This window comes from Salinigranum sp., from assembly GCF_041641895.1.
In the GTDB taxonomy this organism is placed as follows: domain Archaea; phylum Halobacteriota; class Halobacteria; order Halobacteriales; family Haloferacaceae; genus Salinigranum.
Map to the genome: position 1 here is coordinate 39,769 of NZ_JBEPXO010000014.1, position 16,502 is coordinate 56,270.

18 protein-coding genes are annotated in these 16,502 nt (G+C 67.0%); 6 read left to right on the plus strand and 12 right to left on the minus strand.

The window, feature by feature from the left end; genetic code table 11:
- The first annotated feature begins 35 nt into the window (after positions 1 to 35).
- Entirely contained in the window at positions 36 to 1,886 is a 1,851-nt protein-coding gene (locus ACESK5_RS04815; protein WP_372910413.1) for a PINc/VapC family ATPase, read from the plus strand.
- Here the strand turns inward: ACESK5_RS04815 and ACESK5_RS04820 are convergent.
- Together ACESK5_RS04820 and ACESK5_RS04825 are read right to left on the minus strand one after the other, a co-directional pair.
- Complete coding sequence (locus tag ACESK5_RS04820; protein ID WP_372910414.1) at positions 1,867 to 3,633, minus strand: flippase activity-associated protein Agl23; 1,767 nt, start codon at positions 3,631 to 3,633, stop codon at positions 1,867 to 1,869. The two genes, ACESK5_RS04815 and ACESK5_RS04820, sit on opposite strands and share 20 nt — an antisense overlap.
- Before the next feature lie 146 nt (positions 3,634 to 3,779).
- Positions 3,780 to 4,067 (minus strand): helix-turn-helix domain-containing protein, encoded by a 288-nt coding sequence (locus tag ACESK5_RS04825; protein WP_103424073.1) that lies wholly within the window; start codon positions 4,065 to 4,067, stop codon positions 3,780 to 3,782.
- 102 nt (positions 4,068 to 4,169) lie between these two features.
- On the opposite strand from ACESK5_RS04825, the gene ACESK5_RS04830 reads away from it, so the two are divergent.
- The 3 genes from ACESK5_RS04830 (at position 4,170) to ACESK5_RS04840 (ending at position 6,836) form a co-directional block, all read left to right on the plus strand.
- Positions 4,170 to 4,484, plus strand: a complete 315-nt coding sequence (locus ACESK5_RS04830; protein ID WP_372910415.1) for a hypothetical protein — start codon at positions 4,170 to 4,172, stop codon at positions 4,482 to 4,484.
- Positions 4,484 to 6,313 (plus strand): ribosome biogenesis/translation initiation ATPase RLI, encoded by a 1,830-nt coding sequence (locus ACESK5_RS04835; RefSeq protein ID WP_372910416.1) that lies wholly within the window; start codon positions 4,484 to 4,486, stop codon positions 6,311 to 6,313. The genes ACESK5_RS04830 and ACESK5_RS04835 overlap by 1 nt, the downstream gene beginning before the upstream one ends.
- A gap of 70 nt (positions 6,314 to 6,383) precedes the next feature.
- Entirely contained in the window at positions 6,384 to 6,836 is a 453-nt protein-coding gene (locus ACESK5_RS04840) for a YbhB/YbcL family Raf kinase inhibitor-like protein (RefSeq protein WP_372910417.1), read from the plus strand.
- 177 nt (positions 6,837 to 7,013) lie between these two features.
- On the opposite strand, the gene rtcA is transcribed toward ACESK5_RS04840, so the two are convergent.
- The 3 genes from rtcA to ACESK5_RS04855 all read right to left on the minus strand — a co-directional run bounded on the left by rtcA (position 7,014) and on the right by ACESK5_RS04855 (position 9,347).
- The gene (gene rtcA, locus ACESK5_RS04845; protein WP_372910418.1) at positions 7,014 to 8,030 is read right to left on the minus strand and encodes an RNA 3'-terminal phosphate cyclase; all 1,017 of its coding nucleotides are present in this window, start codon (positions 8,028 to 8,030) and stop codon (positions 7,014 to 7,016) included.
- Positions 8,027 to 8,473: a universal stress protein gene (locus tag ACESK5_RS04850; RefSeq protein WP_372910419.1), complete on the minus strand. Its 447-nt coding sequence runs from the start codon at positions 8,471 to 8,473 to the stop codon at positions 8,027 to 8,029. The genes rtcA and ACESK5_RS04850 overlap by 4 nt, the downstream gene beginning before the upstream one ends.
- Positions 8,474 to 8,825: 352 nt before the next feature.
- Complete coding sequence (locus tag ACESK5_RS04855; protein WP_372910420.1) at positions 8,826 to 9,347, minus strand: archaemetzincin family Zn-dependent metalloprotease; 522 nt, start codon at positions 9,345 to 9,347, stop codon at positions 8,826 to 8,828.
- A 39-nt stretch (positions 9,348 to 9,386) separates the two neighbouring features.
- Between ACESK5_RS04855 and ACESK5_RS04860 the strand changes: the two genes are divergently transcribed.
- Entirely contained in the window at positions 9,387 to 9,827 is a 441-nt protein-coding gene (locus tag ACESK5_RS04860) for a UPF0146 family protein (protein WP_372910421.1), read from the plus strand.
- Positions 9,828 to 9,854: 27 nt separating this feature from the next.
- The gene (locus ACESK5_RS04865) at positions 9,855 to 10,196 is read left to right on the plus strand and encodes a hypothetical protein (RefSeq protein ID WP_372910422.1); all 342 of its coding nucleotides are present in this window, start codon (positions 9,855 to 9,857) and stop codon (positions 10,194 to 10,196) included.
- A gap of 52 nt (positions 10,197 to 10,248) precedes the next feature.
- Here ACESK5_RS04865 and ACESK5_RS04870 read toward each other — a convergent pair whose 3' ends face one another.
- From ACESK5_RS04870 to ACESK5_RS04900, 7 genes are all read right to left on the minus strand, one after another.
- On the minus strand, positions 10,249 to 10,794 hold the full coding sequence (locus tag ACESK5_RS04870; protein WP_372910423.1) for a thiol-disulfide oxidoreductase DCC family protein: 546 nt from the start codon (positions 10,792 to 10,794) through the stop codon (positions 10,249 to 10,251).
- On the minus strand, positions 10,791 to 11,510 hold the full coding sequence (locus tag ACESK5_RS04875; RefSeq protein WP_372910430.1) for a YqjF family protein: 720 nt from the start codon (positions 11,508 to 11,510) through the stop codon (positions 10,791 to 10,793). The genes ACESK5_RS04870 and ACESK5_RS04875 overlap by 4 nt, the downstream gene beginning before the upstream one ends.
- Before the next feature lie 400 nt (positions 11,511 to 11,910).
- A complete protein-coding gene (locus ACESK5_RS04880; RefSeq protein WP_372910424.1) occupies positions 11,911 to 12,756 on the minus strand; it encodes a hypothetical protein in 846 nt (281 codons plus the stop codon).
- Entirely contained in the window at positions 12,753 to 13,595 is an 843-nt protein-coding gene (locus ACESK5_RS04885) for a hypothetical protein (RefSeq protein WP_372910425.1), read from the minus strand. Before ACESK5_RS04885 ends, ACESK5_RS04880 begins: the two co-directional genes overlap by 4 nt.
- 660 nt (positions 13,596 to 14,255) lie before the next feature.
- Positions 14,256 to 14,543 carry a type II toxin-antitoxin system RelE/ParE family toxin gene (locus tag ACESK5_RS04890; RefSeq protein ID WP_372910426.1) on the minus strand — a complete coding sequence of 96 codons (288 nt, stop codon included), beginning with the start codon at positions 14,541 to 14,543 and terminating at the stop codon, positions 14,256 to 14,258.
- Positions 14,533 to 14,829: a ribbon-helix-helix domain-containing protein gene (locus tag ACESK5_RS04895; protein ID WP_372910427.1), complete on the minus strand. Its 297-nt coding sequence runs from the start codon at positions 14,827 to 14,829 to the stop codon at positions 14,533 to 14,535. Before ACESK5_RS04895 ends, ACESK5_RS04890 begins: the two co-directional genes overlap by 11 nt.
- A 292-nt stretch (positions 14,830 to 15,121) precedes the next feature.
- Positions 15,122 to 15,916, minus strand: coding sequence for a hypothetical protein (locus tag ACESK5_RS04900; RefSeq protein WP_372910428.1), 795 nt, complete (start codon positions 15,914 to 15,916; stop codon positions 15,122 to 15,124).
- Positions 15,917 to 16,502 lie beyond the last annotated feature (586 nt).

Here is a 16,502-nt window from a genome sequence, read left to right on the forward strand (position 1 = left end):
AACACCCTTATCCGCACGCCGCTCGAACGACGCGTATGAAGATACTGCCGGACACGAGCGCGGTCATCGACGGCCGCGTGTCCGAGCGAGTCGACGACGGAACGTACGACGGGGCGACCGTCTACGTCCCCGAGGCCGTCGTCGGCGAACTCGAGTCGCAGGCCAACGACGGCCGCGACACCGGATGGGACGGGCTGTCGGAACTGCAGCGACTGGCGGACCTCGCCGACGCGGACACGATCACGCTGGAGTACGTCGGTCGGCGCCCCAGCGCCCAGGAACAGCGGGCCTCGGGCGAGGGCGACATCGACGCGCTCATCCGTGACCTCGCGGCCGACCACGGGGCGACGCTCCTCACCAGCGACGCCGTCCAGGCGGAGGTGGCCCGGGCGAAGCAGGTCGACGTCGAGTTCGTCGAGGCCAGGGTGAGAGGCTCCGGCGGCCTCGTCATCGAGGAGTTCTTCGACGACGAGACGATGTCGGTCCACCTCAAGACGGGGACCCGCCCCAAGGCCAAACGCGGCGCGCTGGGCGACATGCACTACGAGACCATCCGCGACGAGGTGAGCGACGAGGAGACGATGAAGGCGTGGGCCGACGACATCGTCAACTCCGCGCGCTCCTCGCCCGACGGCTTCATCGAACTCGACGAACCGGGGATGAAGATCGTCCAGTTCCGCGACTTCCGCATCGCGGTCGCACACCCCCCGTTCGCGGACGGCGTCGAGATCACCGCAGTCCGACCCATCGCCAAGACCGACCTCGACGACTACGAGTTCGCCGACGAACTCCGCTCGCGACTCAAAGAGCGCCAGCGCGGCGTCCTCATCTCGGGGTCGCCGGGCGCGGGGAAGTCGACGTTCGCCCAGGCCGTCGCGGAGTTCCTCAACGACTCGGACTACGCGGTGAAGACGATGGAGAAGCCGCGTGACCTCCAGGTCGGACCGGAGATCACCCAGTACACCGCGCTGGACGGTCAGATGGAGAAGACGGCCGACTCCTTACTCCTGGTCCGCCCCGACTACACCATCTACGACGAGGTCCGGAAGACGAACGACTTCTCGGTCTTCGCGGACATGCGTCTCGCCGGCGTCGGCATGGTCGGCGTCGTCCACGCCACCCGCGGCATCGACGCCCTCCAGCGGCTCGTCGGCCGGGTCGAACTCGGGATGATCCCGCAGGTGGTCGACACCGTCGTCTACATCGAGGCCGGGAAGGTCCACACGGTGTACGACGTCACCACCGAGGTGAAGGTGCCCGAGGGGCTGACCGCCGAGGACCTCGCCCGCCCGGTCATCCAGGTGACCGACTTCGAGACGGGTCGCCCCGAGTACGAGATCTACACGTTCAACCGTCAGGTCGTCACCGTCCCCCTCGGCGAGGGGGAGGCCGACGAGTCCGGCGTCGACCGCCTCGCTCGCCAGGAGATCGAACGCGAGATTCGCTCCATCGCCCGCGGCCACGTCGACGTCCAGCTGCAGGGGCAGAACAACGCCGTCGTCTACGTCGACGAGGACGACATCTCCTACGTCATCGGGAAGGGCGGCGGCCGCATCTCCGACGTCGAAGACAGGCTGGGTATCGACATCGACGTCCGCACCCACGACGAGAAGCCAGCAGGCTCCGGCGCCGCGAGCCCGGGCACTGGGTCCGGTGGCCCGACCGAGGGGGACGTCGTCACGCCCGAAGTCACCTCGCGGCACGTCGTCATCCGGATGGACGAACACGTCGGCGAGACGGTGGAGGTCCGCGCCGACGGCGACTACCTGTTCACCGCTACCGTCGGGCGGGGCGGCGACATCCAGGTGTCGCGGGGGAGCGCCATCGCGGACGAACTCGAACAGGCCATCGATCGCAAACAGCGCATCACGGTCGTCCCGGCCTGACGCGGTCGGACCTCGCCGTCACGTCCGCCCGCGTGGAGGTCCCGGAAGCCGACGCGTTCGTGTCTTCCCGGACGAAGAACACCGTCTCCCGACCGGGTGCGCGGAGGTCGACCCGTCGCGTCTCGTACCCCTCGAGCAGTGGTCGGACCGCCGCGGCGTCTTCGACCGTCGAGACGACGAGCGTCGGCTCCCCGTCTCGAAGCTGTGACGCGAGTGCCTCGGCGTCGGCCGCACACGTCGCGTCCAGGTCGGCGCGGGCGACGTACCACTGGAGTGGCAGAGCCTTCTGCAGGTCGGTACACGGCGGCGGGACGGGGCTGTCGCGTTCCGGTTCGACGAAGGTGTCGCCGTAGAAGACCACCTCGGGACCCGCGGCGTCCGACGCACCGGCCGCCCGTTCGAAGACGGGCCGGAACTCCCCGGTCGGCTGTGCGTACTGGACGAGCGGGTTCTCGGCGGACTGTGGCTCCCCGTAGACGGTCGTCGCGGCGGTGACGCCGACCTGTCCGGCCACGAGCAGTAGCGCGACGGCGACGACGCCCGCCCGAACCCGGTCGCCCGCGTCGAACGCGGCACGCCCCAGCCGGACGACGAACGCGAGGCCGACGGCGGCCGGGAGGGCGAGCGGAACGAGGGCGTTGACGGTAATCCACGCGCCGTAGATGTCGGTCCCGAGCGGGTAGCCGACGACGCTGACGAACCCCCAGTAGGCGGCGAACAGGACGAGCGGCCGGGGGTCGGGCGTCGCGTAGCGTTCGAGGAGGAACCCGCCGACGGCGAACACAGAGAGCGGTCCCGCCGCGAGCGCGAGCGTCCGGAGGAACCGCCCGAGGAAACAGCCGTAGGCGGTCACGACGCTCTCCTGGTGACACCCCGGCTCCGTCGTCCCGCCGAACCAGTACGACAATCCGCTCCCGACGTCTGTCACCGCCGCGTCGACCACGACGGGGAACAGTCGCGGCCGGCGCAGGGCGTCCCACAGGCCGACGCCGTCCGGCACGCGAGGCGCGAAGAAGAAGAGCGTGACGACGGCGGCGACGGCGACGACGCCGACGGCGTGCCCCACGAGCCGCAGGAGCCGTCGGTCCGGGCTCCGGGCCGCGGCGACGACCCGCTCACCGTACTGCCGGACGACGTCGACGCCGGTGTCCGCGGTGTGTGGCCGGAAGAGTCCGTGGTCGACGAGCAGTGCCGCCGCCCCGACCCAGACGAGCAGGTAGACGAGGGCGTTCTCCTTGGCGGCGAAGCCGAAGGCGACGAGAGCGCTCGCGGCGTAGACGTACCGCACCCGGCGTGTGTCGGCCGCCCTGACGAGCGCCCCGAAGGCGACGAAGGCGCACGCGGCGACGAGGAGCGTGCTCCGGAGGAACCGCGAGTAGTAGAGCAGGACCGGGTTCAGGGTGAGAACCGCCGCGAGTGCGAAGACTTCCCCGTCGCGTAGTCGCTCGCGGAACCAGAGCGCGGTCAGCGGGAGCAGTCCGCCGACGACGGCGACGGGGAGGCGGGCGACGGCGTCTGTCGGGCCGAGGAGGCCGAAGAGGGCGGCGTCGAGGTACCGGACGAGCGGTCCGTGGACGATGTGCCGGTAGGAGACGGCGCCGGTCTCGTGGTAGCGGAGCGCCCAGTACGCGACGCGGCCCTCGTCGAAGTGTGCGACGCGCCCGCCCAGCGCGGGGAGTCTGAGCGCGAGCGCGACGCACGCGAGGGCGACCACGAGCCGACGCACCGTCCACCTGTGGCGGGCCATACCGACCCCTCGTTCAGGGCGTAGATGTAGCCCCGTGAGGCTACGACGGTCGTTTTACTCACCGCATGACCGTGGCAGCCGCTCGCAGGACGCGACGGCCGAGAAGAGAACGTGGTGGGCGGGGACGCGGACCGGGGGACGGGTCGTTACTCGGCGGCGCAGGCTTCGGCGTCGGCTTCCTCGCCGCTCTTGAACTCGTCGGCAGTCTCGTTGAGTTGGTAGAGGTTCTGTCGGGCGTCGGCGAAGTAGACGTCCTCGTCGACGATCCCGATTCCCTCCAGGCGTTCGAGGGCGTATCGGACCGTTCGAGCCGACAGCATCGACTCCTCGACGATCCCCTTCTGTGTCAGTGGGCCGTTGTATTCGAGAACTTTGAACACGAGTTTCGCGCTCGGTGGGAGGTCGTCGAGACTCTCCTCGTCGGATCCAGCCATTAAGTCGTCTCAGACGCGCCACGGGCATAAAGGTTGATAGAACGGGCTAGCGGCAGGACGTGGAACGAACGGCTTTTGACGCGCGCTCTCGCACGGACACGTATGGCTACCGAAACGCAGACCGGCCTCTCCAAACATCTCCGGGGAGTGACCGTCACCACGCTCGCCTGTCTGGCAGGCGTCGCGGCGGCGGTCGTGTCGGGTGTCGTCGTCGGGACGGACCCTGCGTCGGCAACGAACCGGCTGACGCTGGGGGTCCTCGCTGGCTTCGTCGCCCTGCAGTTCCCCGTCCTGCGCGTCGTCGGGGTGGACATCTCCGACTTCGGGCCGAAGGACTACCTCTACGTCGCCTTCATGACGTTCACCCTGTGGTTCATCACCTTCGCAATCATGCTCACCGCGGGCGTGACGCTCTGATGGCCGACGACAGTATCGCGGTGGTCGACCTCGACCGCTGTCAGCCCGACCGGTGCAACTACGAGTGTGCGAAGTACTGCCCACCCAACCGCACCGGGAAGGACTGCATCGTCACCCGCGGCGACCACTACGAGGAGGACGAACCGTACGAGGGCGACCCCGACCAGATCAGAATCTCCGAGGAGATCTGTCTCGGGGAGACCTGCGGCATCTGCGTCGAGAAGTGCCCGTTCGACGCCATCGAGATCATCAACCTCCCGACCGAACTGGACGAGGACCCCGTCCACCGCTACGGCGAGAACGCCTTCGCCCTCTACGGGTTACCGGTCCCCGACGCGGGCACCGTCACGGGTATCCTGGGCCCGAACGGCATCGGGAAGTCGACGGCGGTCCACATCCTCGCGGACGAACTCGTCCCGAACCTCGGCAACTACGGCGACGACCCCGGGTGGGAACCGGTGCTGGACCGCTACCGTGGCTCCGGCCTGCAGAACTACATCGAGGCACTCCTCGACGACGAGGTGACCGTCGCCCGCAAACCCCAGTACGTCGACCAGATCCCCAAGCAGTTCGACGGGAAGACGAACGAACTCCTCGCCGCCACGGACGAGCGGGGCGTCCTCGACGAACTCGTCGACCGACTGGGCATCCGCCCGGTCATCGACCAGCCCATCGACACCCTCTCGGGGGGTGAACTCCAGCGGGTCGCGCTCGCGGCGACGCTGGCGAGGGACCGCGACTTCTACTTCCTCGACGAGATTACCCCGTACCTCGACATCGGCCAGCGCGTCACCGCCGCCCGTCTCGTCCAGGAACTCGCCGAGCGGGAAGACCGTGCCGTCCTCGTCGTCGAGCACGACCTCGCCATCCTCGATCTGCTCGCCGACTCGCTCCACATCGGCTACGGTCGTCCCGGGGCGTTCGGTGTCATCACCGACCCCAAGAGCGTCCGGAACGGCATCAACGAGTACCTCAAGGGGTACCTGACGAACGAGAACATGCGCATCCGGCCCGACGCCATCACGTTCGAGGAGCACGCACCGCGCGAGACCACGAAGAGCGCGCCCCTCGTCGACTACCCGGACCTCGCCAAATCCTACGGCGAGGGGGAGTTCTCGCTCACCGTCGAGGGTGGCACCATCTACCACTCCGAAGTGCTCGGTATCGTCGGCCCGAACGGCATCGGGAAGTCCACGCTCGCGAAGCTGTTCGCGGGTAAACTCGAGCCGGACGAGGGGGAACTGGACTTCCGGCTCGACATCGCCTACAAGCCGCAGTACATCGAAATCGACCAGCCGATGCGCGTCGACGCCTTCCTCTCTTCCATCACGAACGACTTCGGCTCGTCGCTGTGGAAGACCGAAATCGCCGGGCCGCTCCAGCTCGAACGCATCATGGAGCAGAACCTCTCGGACCTCTCCGGCGGGGAGCGCCAGCGCGTCGCCATCGCCGCCACCCTCTCGGAGGACGCGGACCTCTACGTGCTGGACGAACCGTCCGCCCACCTCGACGTCGAACAGCGCGTCCGCGCGACGACGGCCATCCGCCGCTACGCGGAGAACCACGACGCGACGGTGATGGTCATCGACCACGACATCTACATGATCGACCTGCTCGCCGACCGGCTGATGGTGTTCGACGGGCAGCCGGCCGTCGAGGGTCACGCGGGGACCCCCCAGGAGATGCGCGAGGGGATGAACGACTTCCTCTCGGACCTCGACATCACCTTCCGCCGCGACGAACGGACCGGCCGCCCCCGCATCAACAAGCCCGACTCCCAGCTCGACCGGAAACAGAAGCGCGAGGGCGAGTACTACTACGCACCCTGACGCGCTCTGGCTTCGCCCCTCGCCGCTGGGCGTAACGCTGACGGTGTCAGCTGTTCTACACGAGCGTACGATGCGACTCACGAGCGACGCGTTCGACGACGGCGAACCGATTCCCGAGCGGTACGGCTACCGTGCGGAGAACGTGAACCCGCCGCTGACCGTCCACGACGTCCCCGACGAGGCGGAGACGCTCGCACTCGTCGTCGACGACCCCGACGCCGTCGAACCCGCGGGGACGGTCTGGGACCACTGGGTCGTGTGGAACCTCCCCGCGGAGACGACGACGATTCCGGCCGGGTTCGACCCCGAGAGCGCGGGAGCGGCCGAGGGGACGAACGACTACGGCGAGGTCGGATACGGGGGACCGAACCCGCCGGACCGTCGACACACCTACCGGTTCGTCGCCCGGGCGCTGGACACGGCGCTCGCGCTCGACCGTGGCGAGACGAAAGCGGAACTCGAACGGGCGGTCGAGGGACACGTCGTCGCCGAGGCACACCTCTCCGGGACGTACGCCCCCTGACCGGCCGCGCCACGCCCGCTCGACAGTGTCAATCCGCCAGAAAGTTCACCTGGTTCGAGCCCAACTAATCCGTGGACGGGTCGTCGGACCGTCCGGGACGGTCCCCACAGCCAGCCTGCCCCCATACCACGGGTCGTCCGTGTCGCTCGGACGGCCCGACGGTCCCGTCCGTTTCGCTCACTCGCGTTCGACCGCGACCCCTCCGTTCTCGTTCCGTGTTCGCAGGTCGTAGCCGAAGGCGTCGACCAGCGACAGGTTCGTCCGGAGGTGCGACGTGGCTCGCGGAGCGGTGACGACGCCGCCCGCGAGTGCCAGCGGGACGACGAGCTGGTCCGCGAGGTGTTCGTCGACGGCTCCCGGTCCGGCGAGCCATCGCTCGAACGCCTCGACGGCGTCGTCGGCGACGTCCTCCGCGGGCACACCCCGCTCGCCGAGCGCGTCGAACCCTGCCCGCGTCTCGCCCGACACGGAGACCAGGAGTGCGAACCCCGGGCAGTCGGTCTCGGCGTACGTCGCGTGTGTCTCGGCGACGGGGACGGACAGCCGTTCGTGCGCTCGCCCGAGCGCCCGTTCACAGACGTCGGCGTCGGCGAGGTCACGGGCGCCGACGGCGTGGACGCTCGCGACCAGGTCCCCCCGCGACTCGCACTCGAGCGGACGGAGCGTCGAGGGAGCCACGTGGAGAGTCGCTCGCCCACCCCCCGTGGGGTAGAAGCCGCGACGCCGGAGCGTGACCGTCGCTGCCAGGCCGACGCGTGCGAGCAGCGGGAGTTTGACCCCGCGGAAGAAGTCGAACGTCGGCGCCCACTTCACGTCGGTGCCCCCGCTCGCCGTGACCGAGACGGGGTCGTCGACCCCCGCCGCGAGCGGCAGTACGGTGTCGAAGACGAGCGCGACGCTGCCGGCCGTGCCGACGTCGACAGTCACGTCGCCTCGCGGCGCGTGTGTCGGAGCGAACGACAGTCGCTCCGACCCCACGTCGTCACCCTCGACGGTCGCCCCGGTGAGCGCCGCCGCTGCGTCGACACAGGCGAGGTGCTGTGGGCGGAGGCCGGTCGTCGGTCGGTCGGCGCGGACGCCGGTCATCTCGAACGGTCGTCCCTCCAGACAGGAGAGTGTCAGCGCCGTCCGGAGGAGCTGGCCGCCACCCTCCGAGCCGTCGAGTTCGAGCGGCGTCTCTCTGCTCTCGGTCACCGGACGACGGTGACGGGAACGCGCGACCGCTCGACGAGGCCCTTGGCGACGCTCCCGACGAGGCCCTCGTACTTCCCGGTGATGCCACGGTGCCCGACGAACAGCCCCGTCACGTCGGCGCGCTCGGTCACGTTCGGGATGACCTGCAGCGGCGGCCCGTACAGCAGTTCCGTCTCGACGTCGACCCCCGCGTCCGTCGCGTGCTCCCGCGCCGCCTCGAGGACGCGCTCGGCGTCCGCCTCGGCGTCTTCGACCGCCTCGGCGACGAGGCGTCCGGCAGCGTCGCCGAAGCCGTCGGGCTCGTCCCCGCCGACGTCGACGACCGCCGGTTCGACCGCGTGGACCACGAGGAGGTTCTCGCCGAGCCGCTCGGCGAGGTCGGTCGCGTGCGCGAGGGCGTTGTCGCTCGCATCGGATCCGTCGACTGCAACGAGAAACGTCATGAGAGTCGATTGCTCACCCGTGGACAACTAACTATCGGCGGTTCTCACGGTCTGAACACGAGGACGGAGGTTCCGACAGGGGGAACGTACCGTCGCGCTCGGTCGGCCAGCGCGGGCTGAGGGACCGACACGCCGCGTGTCGCACTGACCCGGCAGAGCGCGTCGTCGCAGTCGGTCCCCGCGACGTGAGCGCCGTTACAGCGAGCGCATCGTTTAGCTTCGAAGTCAAAAGCGTCGTCACAGGTCCCGTCGGCCCGCGGGTGACCGGCCACCGTGTCGAGGGGGCGGGTCCTGTCGGCGCGCGCCGACGAGCAGTGACTCGGGCGAGAATGGGGTCGTCCGGTGGAGGGCGTCAGCGGACGAGTCGAGAACAGGTGCCGCAGAGGTTCTCCTCTTTCACGTCGACCTCGCGAACCGTCGGGGAGAAGGACATGACGCACTTGGAGTTGTCGCAGTGTTCCAGACCGAGGGTGTGGCCGATTTCGTGGACGACCTCCTTGCGGACGCGGTCGGCGAACACTTCACTGGAGGGCTTCGTGGAGATGCCGCCGTCCGAGGAGGTCTGCAGGCGCGCAGTCGAGATGACGGAGCCGTTGCCGTTGAGATACGCGAGCCCGAAGACGTAGTTACGTCGGCGGTAGTAGAGGTCTTGCGCCGTGATTCCGATGTTCTTCTCCGCGGAGCCGACTCGGGAGGCGAGTTCGATGAACTCCTCGGCCCGGTACTGGTTCCGACTGCGGTCGTACGCACCGTCGGGGAGCGACTGCTCCTCGTGAACGGTCACGTCGCAGTCGTAGACGGACCGGAGCGCGGCGGAGGCCTCCCGTTTGACCTGCGCGGGGACGTCCCCGATCGGCACGATGTCGACGAGCATGGACGCACTTAAGCAGGGGTCGGTCATAAACATCCCGCCGTGACCCGTCCGACGACCGCCGCTCTCGCCGACTATCTCTCCCGATACGACCGGGTCGTCGAGGTCGGCATCGGCCGACGGACGGACGTCGCTAGGGCGCTCGTCGCCCGGGGGGTCGAGGTGACCGCGACGGACGTCCACCCCCGAGCGGTCCCGGACGGTGTGCGGTTCGTCCGCGACGACGTCGTCTCCCGCGCGGGGGGTGACGCGCCGCCGGGTCCGACGTACGCCGTCGACGCCGTCTACGCGCTCAACCTTCCCCCCGAACTGCACCGACCGACGCGGGACGTCGCCCACGTCGCCGGTGCGGACTGCCTCTTCACTACGCTCGGCGGTGACCAGCCCCTCGTTCCGGTCGAACGGGTGACGCTCGACGCGGACGCCGCGGTGGAGACGCTGTACGTCGCTCGATGTCCGGACGGGGCGGAGACGATGCGTTAATCCTGCTCCCCCTCCAACCGGTGCTCGATGGACGCGCTCGTCCACTTCGCCGTCGGCCTCACCGGCGGCCTGCTCGCCCTCCTCCTCGTGGACTGGTCTCCGCGCCGGGAGTTTCTCGTGACGTTCGCGAGCGGCGTCTGGGCGATGATTCCGGACGGCCACTGGATGTTCCACGAACTCGGCGTCGACAGCGTCGCGACGGCCTGGCGGGCCGCACACGCGACGCCCGCGGCGAACCTCTTCTGGTTCCACCGCGTCCTCGACCGGAGCGAGACCGGCCGTCCGCGGGTCGAGATGGGGGTCGCTCTCGTCGGTCTGTTCGTCGCCGTCGGCGCTTTCTACGTCGTCAACGACTGGGACGCCGACTGACGGGTCGTCCTGTCGGGCCAGCCTCGTCCACTCGACCCCGTCCGACCGGCGTTCACTCGACGAACCGCTCGCGCAACGCCGGCGTCGGCACCATGCACTGGTCCTTCCGACCGAACCACTCGTAGCGGTGTTCGGCGACGACCGCGTACAGCCAGTCTCTGACCCGTCGCGGCAGGAGCCATCCCAGCCCCGCCACCCGGTAGGGGCCACCGAGCAACTCACCGACGCGGATGGCCGCGGCCGACCGCGTGTAGGCCCGGTTCCCTTCGAGGAGGACCACCGTCTCCAGTTCGTCGGCTGGGAGGTCGAGTCGGTCGAGGACCGCCTCCCCGACTGCCGACTGCAGCGACGCGAACCTGAGCGTCCCCTCGGGGTCGTGCTCGACGACGAACTGGACGACACCGTTGCAGAGGTTGCAGACGCCGTCGAAGAGGAGCACCGGCCCCTCGTCGACGACTTCGGCGAGGTCGACTGCGACGTCGTCCCTCTGACCGACCTCCCCCTCGCCGTCCGCGTCGGCGTCGTTTCCGTCGGCGACCCGACCGTCGACGTCGCTTCCGTCGTCGCTCCCGGGGTCGCTGCCCGTCCGCTCGGTCACGCTTCTGCTCCCCCGCTCACGCTCGTCCCCTCCACACCCTGTCGCCACCGACGACTCCGCGAGGCGGTGACGTCGACCCCGGGGCTGTAGTAGCAGACCGGGTCGGACGACGGGTCGTCGAACCCGTTGGCCGCGAACAGCGTGTTCGTCTCCTCCGTGGCAGTCGCCGGGTACAGGGTCCACGGGCCGTGGGCGACGTTCGCGTAGCGGACCGCACCGTCGGACCCCTGCGTGTAGAAGCGGTACCGTTCGGTGAGGAAGACCGCCCTCGGGTCGTCGCGGGACGCGAAGGCCGCCCCACTCGGCCGGTACGTCCCGACGTAGTGTGCCGGACGGTCACCGGGGTGGAGGCGGCGACTCCCGAAGTGGACGCCACCGTCGCCGTCGCCCGCCAGCGAGATGCGAGCGTAGTAGTACGGGAGGCGGTGGAAGACGCGCGCGCCGAGGACCGAGATGACACCCTGTGCGTCGAGGCTGAAGAAGTAGACGCCGGGTTCGCCGTCGCAGGTGACGTACGTCCGGAGGTTGAGTTCGGGGAGGTCGACGCCGACGGCCGCCGGGAGGCCGCGCGGACGGACGTCGACGTTGGTGAAGGGGACGACCGAGAGCCACGCGTCGCCGTCGAACGTGTCGACGGCCAGCGCGTCGGGCAGGTGTGCGTCGACCGTCGCGGGTGGGACGGGGTAGTTGGCGAAGAGCAGGTGTCGCCACCCCATCGCGAGTGGAACCATGACCGGGGTAGGGAGGCCAGATGCGTTACCCTTGCGACGTCGCCCGCTTCGTCGCGGCGCGGTCGGCCTCACGGTTCGTCACCGTCCGCGGCGGCTGCTCGGCGGATACGACTGACGACTGGCGACTGACGACTCGCCGGGGCACTCCGGACGGGGTGACCGCCGTGGCCGTCACGCCGACCCACGCGACGTGCTGCCGACGCGTGCTGGTTCCCCTCCTGGACTCGACTCTCTCTATCGATGTATCGGTCTACCGGTGTGCCCCGGTCGACTCCCGGCTCGCGTAGCCGTCGGGAGTCTCCCGTATATTCTGTCCGTGCTCGTATATAATTTAATGCCGGTACTGGTTCCCGGGAACCGCCGAGAGGCCCTCTGCGGGTCGACCTCACGACGTCGGACGGTCGGGAGGTACGGGCGACTGGTCGTCGTCAGTTTCAGGCGCCGACTCCGGTACGAGGCCAGCGAGGTCGGGGTGTCCGATGTGGACCTGCACCGCCTCGGGGAGGTCATCGACAGAAGACGCCCGGCGGAACTGGTCGCGGACGGCCTGCCACTCCGCGTGGCGCGTCCCGACCAGCACCGGGACGCGTTCGATGCCGAGCGCTCGCGCGATAGCCAGCCGGTGGAGCCCACATCGCCAGTGGTGCAAACCCCCGCCGCGGTCGATGTCCACCCGAATCTCGTTCAACAGCGGGTGGACGGTGTCGTTGTTCTGTCCCTGGAGCGTGTGGATGTCCTCGCGCTCGAGAAGTTCGCGCTGGGTTCGGTAGCCGTTCCGTTCAATGTCCCAGATGAGGCCCGAGAGTCGTTCACACCGGACGCCGAAGGGTTCTTCCCGTCGACACTCCTCCGCGTAGTACCGCCGGTGGCGGTCACAGTCGAGCGGGTCACCCTGCTCGATGTGGTCGGTGACGACGCGGACGATGGGTATCTCGTTGAGCGGCACGCTCCGCCGGTCCCAGTCGCCTCCGACCACCTCGCCGAGCCACGAGTCCCACCCCTTCGCACGGTTCGAGACGTAGGTGACGGCGGCCGGGTCGACCGTGACGAGTTCGAACGCGTCGGCGTCGCTGAACGGCCTCTGGGTCGCGACCCGATACATCTGGAGACAGAGCCGAAGCAGGGGACGCGGGTCTCGCGTCGTCCAGCAGGTCCCGACCCGATGGTGGTTCCGCCGCAGGACGCCCCGCGCCATCGCGAAGGGTCGGGCGACGACGGACCTCCGGCTCACGCCACCACCGCCGGTGTCGCCACGTCGACTAGGTCAGGATGCGACTTGGCGTGGGGGTCGGGGGGTGGTCTCTCACCCGCCCTCAGCACCTCCTCTCGAGCCCGCTGCCACGCACGATGCCGGACGACGACCTGAACTGGAATCTCTTCGAGACCGAGTACTCCGGCGATGGCGAACCGGTGGAAGCCCGAGTTGAGCAGGAGCGCCCCGTCACGGCCGACGTTGACGCCGACTTCGTTCGTGAGGAGGCGGTCCCGAGTCGTCTCGAACCGGTTGTGGTCGACCATCGCCCCGTCGAGCGCCTCCTGTGTCTCGTAACCGCCGTCACGGATTCGTTCGAAGAGGGCGTCGAGGTACACACACCGCACGTCGAGGAACTCCGCGGCCGTCGAACAGCCCTTCCGGACCGCGCCGGCCTCGATGGCGGCGACGTTGTGTGCGACGTAGACGGTGTCCTCCCAGGCGCGGCCCTCGCCGAAGCGCTGTGTGAGTCCGCGGACCGTCGGATGGTCGGTCACGTCGCGGTCGGTCCTGTCCCAGACCCCCCCGCGGATGCTCCCGATAGTTGTCAACTTGTCGAAACAGCCGTACCGCGGCCGGTACCGCACTGCCGTCGGGTCGACCCACCGGACCTCGAACGGGTCGGCCAGCGACCGGGGGTCGAACGACAGCGCGGCCAACCGTGTGTTGTACCGTGCCCAGAACTCCACTCCCAGCGTGGGGCCCAGTGCGGACTTGAGACGGTCGACCGACGAGAGGCGGAGATGGTCGAACACCCGTCGGCCGACCGGTGCGGGTCGACCCGCCGCGACAGTCGCACTCGGAGACCGGAGATTCATTCGTCCGTTCTTACCGTCCGCGGACATAGTTACCACTCTAATAAACACTCTGTCGCTCCCGACTCCCGGGGGTGGACTCACGAGTCAGGAAGTGGGTAACTAATGCCCTGTTCCCACCACGCCTCACCGTCGGGCGTCACTCGACACATCGGTCCTCGTCGACGGCTCGATACGAACCGATAACTCCCCGACTTCTCGCAGCAATCGACGGTCTGGACCACCTTCCCCGGTCGTGAAATCATCGTCGTTCCGCGAAGCTTCGGGTACGTTCCCGTCTCTCGGAGCGGCAGCCGTGTCCGACTGCGGTACGAACACTCCGAGACGGACGAACTCCGGAACGTCGACGTGCCGATGCACACCGAATGAGAATCGGGACAGTGTGGTCTGTCGCCGACCAGTGCGGTGCAGAGGACTTTCACGCGTGGTGCCGCTGAACCGACGACCACGCCTGGCGGCCGTCGTGGACACTCGTTGTCGGTAAGTGTAGTGAGATGACGATTTGGAGGACTCGCCGGGAGTCCCGCGAGCGAAGCGAGTGGGACGTCGGCGAGGGAATGAGGCGAACGAAGTGAGCCGAATGGACTCGCCGGGATTTCGGAACGTCGCGTGAAAGATTCGTTTTAATCCCCGTGCAGTCTTGCGGTTACAGACGAGGGCACGTCAGTCGTCGTCAGCAGTGTACGCACCGCTGCGGTGTTCGATTCGGTGCACTTCCAACACCAACCCGTTTCGGTCGAGAACGCAGGCGAGCCGATACTGTCCAACGCGGAGTTTCGAGAACGGGCCACCGGTCAGCGGTTCGAGGAAGTCGTCGGGGTCGCGCCACTCCGACTCGACGACCTCGTCGAGTTTCGAGACGATACGGTCCTGTACGTGCGGGTCGAGCGCGTCGAACTGACCTGTGGCTCGCGGCGTGAACTTCCAGGTCCAGTCGTCGTCACTCGTCATCCTCGTCCCGATTCATCATCTCGACGACTTCCTCACGAGAGACCAACTCCGATTCACCCGAGCGAAGGTCGTGTTCACTTGCCGCGATCTGTTTCCACCCCTCACGGGAGAACTCCGGATGCTTCACCGCGTCTCGGGCAGCGTAGCGGAGAAACTCGCTTCGGGAGTTGAACCCCTGTTCTTGCCATGTCGCGTCGATGTCTTCGAGGAAGGCTTTGCTGAGTCGAAGGTTGATCTGGACCATCTCGGGGCCCTCGTCGCCACTTGTTGTATCCGCATCGGACATATACAGGTGCTTTGCGCTTGTATATACTAAGACTTGTCACCGTTCCACGGACATAGGGACGGCTTCGGCAGCTCAGATGAACTCGCCAGTCGTTCGAACCCTGCGAGATACAGAGCGTAAGTCAAGCACTACGTACGTGCTAGGCTGACGTGACGAGTGCAACGGAACATCCAGAGCAAAGAATTCGGGAGAAGAGGGAACTCCCCGGGCATATTTAAACACAAATAACAAATGGCTTCGTTTACCAGCAGATTAGGGGAGCGATTATTCACTCACTGGTAATCTGCACCGCTCACGTGTTTCTGGCGTTTCCGGGCGTCGAGAGCATGAAGTCGTCGTAGTAGTACGTCGCGTCGTTCCCGAAGTTGATACTGTTGACGATGAATTCGAGGAACTGCGTGCTGGGCGCGAACACGTTGTATCCGCGCTCGTCGACGACGAGTTTGTTGTTGATGCGCCACTTGAGCGCGGCACCGTCTCTGAAACTCTGGAGTTGAGCTTCGATGTCCACCCAGCCACCCTCCTCGGGGTCGATACCGAGTTTCTTCGGGATGCCGAGGTCGATCCACTTGTCGGTCACGAAATTGCCATCCTCGTCGGACTCGTAGACGTACGCACGGAACTGTGCTTCACCCGTGTCGCTCGCGTCACTGTCCTGATAGGCGAGGATTGGGTAGGCGCTGATAGACCCACTTGCGTTCCCGAGAACGGGCCAGACACCGGACTCGTGAGGCTCACCGTCCGTTTCCCACGCGGGGTCGATGTAGAAGCGGTACGAGAGGCGAGAGCCCGTGCCTGCGTACCAGTACGTACCGTCCGCGTCTTGGTACTTCTTGCCCTGATAGGCGTAGAAGCCACTCGTCTCGGCAGTCTCGTCGATGTCGATACACAACCGTCCTTCGTCGGTCGTCCACGCCTCTGGTGCCCGACGGTCGACGACCCATCCGGCACTTGTCGCCGTGTTGTCGGCTGCGTCAGCTGGGTCGCTGAAATCTAGGTTGAACACGGCGTTAGGCTTCTTTGCCTGCACACCCGTCGCGGACAGGGGAAGCATGGTTGCTCCCAGTGCGAGACCACTCAACTGCATGAATCGGCGTCGGCTCGATTTCTCAGGAGCCATGCCAGTCAAACAATTGATGTGTATATTGGTAGTAGCTACATAACGATACAGTCTATTCGATTTCTCAACACATAATTGTACTATATTGTACATGACTAACCAACCGAGAACACAGGCAACAACTCGTGGGTAGGCTCCAAAGAGCGTTCACTGCGAAGAGATAGTCATGATCACGACTTGGTGGACGAGGCAATGGTCGAGGAAAGGTATCCACAGTTAGCTACCGGTCGGTTCGCTATTGGACGGACGAGGCGAACGACACTCGATTGCCGAACTCATCCCCTGTATACAGCAGCCATTTTTATTGGCGGCTGAACAGATTCCGGACCTATCGGTATCTTTGCCTCTTGTTGCGACAAGCTGAGAGGTGGTCACAGGGTGCTGGCTCACCGCTCAACGGGTGATTGATCATCTGGCTATCTCTTCGAGTTAAATCCACGAATCGCAAGCCAGCGAACACCCCCGACACGAATCATAACGAACTCTTCCAGCAATAGAATATAAAGCCCCTGCCGCAGTATGGTGATTGAATTTATAAGTGGACTCGCCGGGA